This window comes from Stenotrophomonas sp. HMWF023 (assembly GCF_003060985.1).
Classification (GTDB): Bacteria; Pseudomonadota; Gammaproteobacteria; order Xanthomonadales; family Xanthomonadaceae; genus Stenotrophomonas; species Stenotrophomonas lactitubi.
The window spans coordinates 1-5,863 of record NZ_QAIJ01000303.1 but is presented as its reverse complement, the minus strand read 5'-3'; the positions used below and the strand labels follow the sequence as shown (position 1 = coordinate 5,863).

6 protein-coding genes are annotated in these 5,863 nt (G+C 67.5%); 4 read left to right on the top strand and 2 right to left on the bottom strand.

The genetic code is table 11. The features are described 5' to 3' along the window. The first annotated feature begins 66 nt into the window (after positions 1–66). Positions 67–957, top strand: coding sequence for an alpha/beta fold hydrolase (locus DBR20_RS17825; protein ID WP_108267361.1), 891 nt, complete (start codon positions 67–69; stop codon positions 955–957). A gap of 94 nt (positions 958–1,051) precedes the next feature. Here DBR20_RS17825 and DBR20_RS17820 read toward each other — a convergent pair whose 3' ends face one another. After that, positions 1,052–1,477 carry a YkgJ family cysteine cluster protein gene (locus DBR20_RS17820; protein WP_089241582.1) on the bottom strand — a complete coding sequence of 142 codons (426 nt, stop codon included), beginning with the start codon at positions 1,475–1,477 and terminating at the stop codon, positions 1,052–1,054. 102 nt (positions 1,478–1,579) lie between these two features. Here DBR20_RS17820 and oleC point away from each other — a divergent pair, with 102 nt between their 5' ends. The 3 genes from oleC to DBR20_RS17805 all read left to right on the top strand — a co-directional run bounded on the left by oleC (position 1,580) and on the right by DBR20_RS17805 (position 4,498). Further along, positions 1,580–3,238: an olefin beta-lactone synthetase gene (oleC, locus tag DBR20_RS17815; RefSeq protein ID WP_108267359.1), complete on the top strand. Its 1,659-nt coding sequence runs from the start codon at positions 1,580–1,582 to the stop codon at positions 3,236–3,238. Then, positions 3,235–4,221: a 2-alkyl-3-oxoalkanoate reductase gene (oleD, locus tag DBR20_RS17810; RefSeq protein WP_108267357.1), complete on the top strand. Its 987-nt coding sequence runs from the start codon at positions 3,235–3,237 to the stop codon at positions 4,219–4,221. Before oleC ends, oleD begins: the two co-directional genes overlap by 4 nt. A gap of 121 nt (positions 4,222–4,342) precedes the next feature. Continuing rightward, on the top strand, positions 4,343–4,498 hold the full coding sequence (locus tag DBR20_RS17805; protein ID WP_025875842.1) for a DUF1328 domain-containing protein: 156 nt from the start codon (positions 4,343–4,345) through the stop codon (positions 4,496–4,498). Positions 4,499–4,569: 71 nt separating this feature from the next. Here the strand turns inward: DBR20_RS17805 and ddlA are convergent, their stop codons facing one another. Next, positions 4,570–5,667 (bottom strand): D-alanine--D-alanine ligase, encoded by a 1,098-nt coding sequence (gene ddlA, locus DBR20_RS17800; protein ID WP_108267355.1) that lies wholly within the window; start codon positions 5,665–5,667, stop codon positions 4,570–4,572. Positions 5,668–5,863 lie beyond the last annotated feature (196 nt).

The window sequence follows — 5,863 nt, the reverse complement described above, 5'->3', positions numbered from 1 at the left end:
GACCGGAGAGCAGCCGAGCATCGGCTCGGCTCTACACTGCGCCGCGATTCTTCCAAGGTGCTCCGCATGCGCGATCTTCCCGGTTACCCCGCCCACCCGCAGCGCTTCGAGGTCTGCCCCGGCCTGTCGATGAACTATCTCGACGAAGGCCCGCGCGATGGCGAGGTAGTGGTGATGGTGCACGGCAACCCGTCGTGGAGCTATTACTGGCGCACGCTGGTGGCCGGCCTGTCGGACCGGTACCGCTGCATCGTGCCGGACCATATCGGCATGGGCCTGTCGGACAAGCCCGACGACAGCCGCTACGAGTACACGCTGCAGTCGCGCGTGGATGATCTGGATGCGCTGCTGAAGCATCTGGGCATCACCGGCCCGGTGACCCTGGCCGTGCACGACTGGGGCGGCATGATCGGCTTTGGCTGGGCGCTGTCGCACCACGATCAGGTCAAGCGCCTGGTGGTGCTCAACACCGCCGCGTTCCCGATGCCGGCGGCGAAGAAGATGCCGTGGCAGATCGCGCTGGGGCGGCACTGGAAGATCGGCGAGTGGATCATCCGTACCTTCAATGCGTTCTCCTCAGGTGCGTCGTGGCTGGGCGTGGAGCGGAAGATGCCGGCCGATGTGCGCCGCGCCTACGTGTCGCCGTACAACAGCTATGCCAACCGCATCAGCACCATCCGCTTCATGCAGGACATCCCGCTGTCGCCAGCCGACAAGGCGTGGTCACTGCTGGAGCGCGCCGGCAAGGCGCTGCCGTCCTTCGCCGATCGCCCTGCCTTCCTCGGCTGGGGCCTGCGCGATTTCGTGTTCGACCACCATTTCCTGAAGGGCTTCCAGGCGGCGTTGCCGAAGGCGCAGGTACACGCGTTCGAAGATGCCGGCCACTACGTGCTGGAAGACAAGCATGAAGTGCTGGTGCCCGAGATCCGCGCGTTCCTGGACAAGAACCCGATCTGAAGGGCGTGCCGACCAACGGTCGGCACCCACCGGAGGAGGGGGGCAAGCCCGGGGAAGGATTGGGTGGGTGCCGACCGTTGGTCGGCACACCGGACTACGCCGCGATCGGTGCCTGCGGCGACGGTGAATTGCCGTTGTCGTCGGGGTGGTCGTCGTCGTTGCCTGCTTCATCGCGCCAGCGCCAGTCGGCCAGGGTCAGCGGATCCAGTCCATAGGCGATACGGGCCTTGTCGCACTGCGCGCTGGCCTTGCCGTACTCCCATGAGGCATCCACTTCGCGGCACACGCTGGGCCGGTTGGGGTGGATCGTGCAGCGCGAATACACACCGATCTGCGCGTCCAGCGCCACGCAGCGCACCGGCTTGGAATGGGTGCCGCGCATGCACAGCCGGTGCGGGTCGAGGACCTCGGTGAGCTGGTGCGGCACGCCGCCGGGGGTGACCTCGTCCGATTCCATCCAGTGGAAGGCCACGCGGTATTGGGTGCAGCAGGCGCCGCAGGTCATGCAGGGATGTTGCATGGGCAAGCCGCCTCGGGCGGCATCGGGGAAGGGACGAGGATGCGGATTTTCCACGCTGGCGGCCGCCGCGCAAGAAATTCCGTAAGCGGCGACAATGAACGGATGAACCGATCCTGCAACATCGCCGCGCGGCTGCCCGAGCTGGCGCGTGAACGCCCCGACCAGATCGCCATCCGCTGCCCCGGCCGCCGCGGCGCCGGCAACGGCATGGCGGCCTACGACGTGACCCTGGATTACCGCCAGCTGGACGCCCGCAGCGATGCGATGGCGGCCGGCCTGGCCGGCTACGGGATCGGCCGCGGGGTGCGTACGGTGGTGATGGTGCGGCCGTCGCCGGAGTTCTTCCTGTTGATGTTCGCCCTGTTCAAGCTGGGCGCGGTGCCGGTGCTGGTCGATCCGGGCATCGACAAGCGCGCGCTGAAGCAGTGCCTGGACGAGGCACAGCCGCAGGCCTTCATCGGCATCCCGCTGGCCCACGTGGCGCGGCTGGCGCTGCGCTGGGCGCCTTCGGCGACCCGTCTGGTCACCGTCGGCCGTCGGCTGGGCTGGGGTGGCACCACCCTGGCCGCGCTGGAGCGTGCCGGCGCCAACAGCGGTGCGATGCTGGCCGATACCGATGGCGAGGACACCGCGGCAATCCTGTTCACCAGCGGCTCCACCGGCGTGCCCAAGGGCGTGGTCTACCGCCACCGCCATTTCGTCGGCCAGATCGAGCTGCTGGGCAGCGCCTTTGGCATGGAGGCGGGCGGGGTGGATCTGCCGACCTTCCCACCGTTTGCCCTGTTCGATCCCGCGCTGGGCCTGACCTCGGTGATTCCGGACATGGACCCGACCCGGCCGGCACAGGCCGACCCGGCGCGCCTGCATGACGCCATCCAGCGGTTCGGGGTGACCCAGCTGTTCGGCTCGCCTGCGTTGATGCGGGTGCTGGCGCGGCACGGGCGGCCGCTGCCGTCGGTGACCCGGGTGACCTCCGCCGGTGCGCCGGTGCCGCCGGACGTGGTCGCCACCATCCGCAGCCTGCTGCCGGCCGATGCGCAGTTCTGGACACCCTATGGCGCCACCGAGTGCCTGCCGGTGGCGGTGGTCGAGGGGCGTGAGCTGGAGCGTACGCGTGCGGCCACCGAGGGCGGTGCCGGCACCTGCGTCGGCAGCGTGGTCGCACCGAACGAAGTGCGCATCATCGCCATCGACGACGCGCCGCTGGCGGACTGGTCGCAGGCGCGCGTGCTGGCCGTGGGCGAAGTCGGCGAGATCACTGTGGCCGGGCCGACCGCCACCGACAGTTACTTCAACCGTCCGCAGGCGACGGCGGCGGCGAAGATCAGCGAAACCCTGGCCGATGGCAGCGTCCGCATCGTGCATCGCATGGGCGATGTCGGCTACTTCGATGCGCAGGGGCGACTGTGGTTCTGTGGCCGCAAGACCCATCGCGTGGAAACCGCGTACGGGCCGCTGTACACCGAACAGGTCGAGCCGGTGTTCAACACCGTGGCCGGGGTGGCACGCACCGCGTTGGTCGGCGTCGGCGCAGCCGGTGCGCAGGTGCCGGTGCTGTGCGTGGAGCTGCAGCGTGGCCAGTCCGACAGCCCTGCGTTGCGCGAGGCGCTGCAGGCCACGGCCGCTGCGCGCCTGCCCGAGATGAAGCTGGAACACGTGCTGATGCATCCGGCGTTCCCCGTCGATATCCGTCACAACGCCAAGATCGGCCGCGAGAAGCTCGCCGTCTGGGCACGCGCCGAACTGGAGAAGCGCGCATGAAGATCCTGGTCACCGGCGGTGGTGGTTTCCTTGGCCAGGCGCTGTGCCGTGGCCTGGTCGAACGTGGCCACCAGGTGCTGGCGTTCAACCGCAGCCATTACCCGGAACTGCAGGCGCTGGGCGTGGGCCAGATCCGCGGCGACCTGGCCGACCCGCAGGCGGTGCTGCATGCAGTGGCCGGCGTCGATGCGGTGTTCCACAACGGTGCCAAGGCCGGCGCCTGGGGCAGCTATGACAGCTACCACCAGGCCAACGTGGTCGGTACCGACAACGTCATCGCGGCCTGCCGCGCACATGGCATCGGCAAGCTGGTCTACACCTCCACGCCCAGCGTGACCCATCGCGCCACGCACCCGGTGGAAGGACTGGGTGCGGACGAAGTCCCCTATGGCGAGGACTTCCAGGCGCCGTACGCAGCGACCAAGGCCATTGCCGAACAGCGGGTGCTGGCCGCCAACGATGCGACCCTGGCAACCGTGGCATTGCGTCCGCGGTTGATCTGGGGCCCGGGTGACCAGCAGCTGGTGCCGCGCCTGGCCGATCGTGCACGCGCTGGCCGCCTGCGCCTGGTGGGCGACGGCAACAACAAGGTCGATACCACTTACATCGACAACGCCGCGCTGGCGCATTTCCTCGCCTTCGAGGCGCTGGCACCGGGCGCTGCGTGCGCCGGCAAGGCGTACTTCATTTCCAATGGCGAGCCGCTGCCGATGCGCGAGCTGGTCAACAAGCTGCTGCAGGCGGTGGGTGCTCCAACCGTGGACAAGGCGATCAGCTTCAGGACGGCGTACCGCATCGGCGCGATCTGCGAGCGGCTGTGGCCGCTGCTGCGCCTGCGTGGCGAGCCGCCGCTGACGCGGTTCCTGGCCGAGCAGCTGTGCACGCCGCACTGGTACAGCATGGAACCGGCACGTCGTGATTTCGGCTACGTACCGCAGGTCAGCATCGAAGAAGGACTGCGACGGCTGAAGGCTGCATCATGACGGCGGCATCACCGCGCTGAAGCCTTCATTACGCGCAGAGATCGCCATCACCGGTTGCACACCGGCAGATGCGCAGGATGGACACAACGCCACCCACGGCCGACCACCTGCGAGGAGCACCATGCTGCATTACGCCGTCATCTTCTTTGTCATCGCCATCATCGCCGCCGTGCTCGGCTTCTCCGGCATTGCCGGTGCCGCCAGCAACATCGCCTGGATCCTGTTCGTGGTGTTCCTGGTGCTGGCCGTGATCTCGATGTTCCGCAAGCGCACATGACCGCTTGAGCGGTAGTGCCGGCCAGCGGCCGGCAACCTCGATCACCCGGGGTTGCCGGCCAGCGCGCGCCGTTACCGCACCGCGCTATGCAATCCGCGATCGGCTTCGTGCCGCTCCAGCGCCAGTTCGATCAATCGCGTGATCAGCGTGGTGTAGTCCACGCCACTGGCGCCCCACAGCTTCGGATACATGCTGATGCGGGTGAAGCCGGGCAGCGTGTTCACTTCGTTGATGACGATCTGGCCATCGGCGGTGAGGAACACATCGACCCGCGCCATGCCAGCGCACTCCAGCGCCTGATAGGCCTGCAACGCGATCTGCTGGATACGCGCCTGCGTTGCCGCATCGATTGCGGCCGGTACCACCACTTCAGCACCGTCTTCGTTGATGTACTTGGTGTCGTAGGCATAGAACTCGTCGTGCAGTACGACCTCGCCACAGACGCTGGCCTGCGGCCACTCATTGCCGAGCACCGCACATTCGATCTCGCGGCCGACCACGGCCGATTCCACCAGGACCTTGTGGTCGTAGCGCAACGCGGTCTGCAATGCCTCGGCGAAACCATCCGCGTCCTTGACCTTGCTCACGCCCACCGATGAGCCCTGGTTGGCCGGCTTGACGAACAGCGGCAGGCCAAGCGCTTCGATCAGTGCCGCGACATCGACCGCATCGGCCTCGTGGCGACGGATGCACACCCAAGGCGCCACCTGCAGGCCCGCATCACGCAGCAGGCGCTTGGTCACGTCCTTGTCCATCGCCACCGCCGAACCCAGCACCGGCGAACCGACGAAGGGCAGGTTGGCCATGCGCAGCAGCCCCTGCAGCGCACCGTCCTCACCCAGCGGGCCGTGCACGATCGGCAACACCACATCGATCTGCCCCAGCGCGCTGCCCGCATCGGTCGGCTGCAGCTGCGCCTGCTCGGTGCCGGGCAGCACCGCCAGCGCAGTACCGGAAGCATGCAGGGCGATGCGCGCCGGATCATCCGCATTGAGCAGGAAGGTATCCGGCTGGCTCAGGTGCCATTGGCCCTGCTTGTCGATGCCGACCAGCACCGGCTCGAAGCGCTCCCGATCCAGCGCATCGAGAATGTTCTTCGCCGACTGCAGCGAAACTTCGTGTTCGGAAGACCTGCCACCGAAGATGATGCCGACCCGGGTCCGTGCCATGGAAGTGCGATGTCCTGTGCGTTGCGTGGCTGCATAGCATGAACCTTCATCGGCCCTCCGCGTGAGGCACAGATGAACCAGAAATCCAGTCGCGCGTGTCATCCACGCATCGCGTCGATCTACCGTGTCGACCAAGGTCGACACCCACCAACAGCAGCAGCCGACACTCACCAACAGCAGCAGCCGACACTCACCA

Excerpts from the sequence above, each read along its gene's own strand:
- ddlA (WP_108267355.1), bottom strand. The coding sequence starts at position 5,667 with ATGGCACGGACCCGGGTCGGCATCATCTTCGGTGGCAGGTCTTCCGAA.
- DBR20_RS17825 (WP_108267361.1), top strand. The coding sequence starts at position 67 with ATGCGCGATCTTCCCGGTTACCCCGCCCACCCGCAGCGCTTCGAGGTC.
- DBR20_RS17805 (WP_025875842.1), top strand. The coding sequence starts at position 4,343 with ATGCTGCATTACGCCGTCATCTTCTTTGTCATCGCCATCATCGCCGCC.
- oleD (WP_108267357.1), top strand. The coding sequence starts at position 3,235 with ATGAAGATCCTGGTCACCGGCGGTGGTGGTTTCCTTGGCCAGGCGCTG.
- oleC (WP_108267359.1), top strand. The coding sequence starts at position 1,580 with ATGAACCGATCCTGCAACATCGCCGCGCGGCTGCCCGAGCTGGCGCGT.
- DBR20_RS17820 (WP_089241582.1), bottom strand. The coding sequence starts at position 1,477 with ATGCAACATCCCTGCATGACCTGCGGCGCCTGCTGCACCCAATACCGC.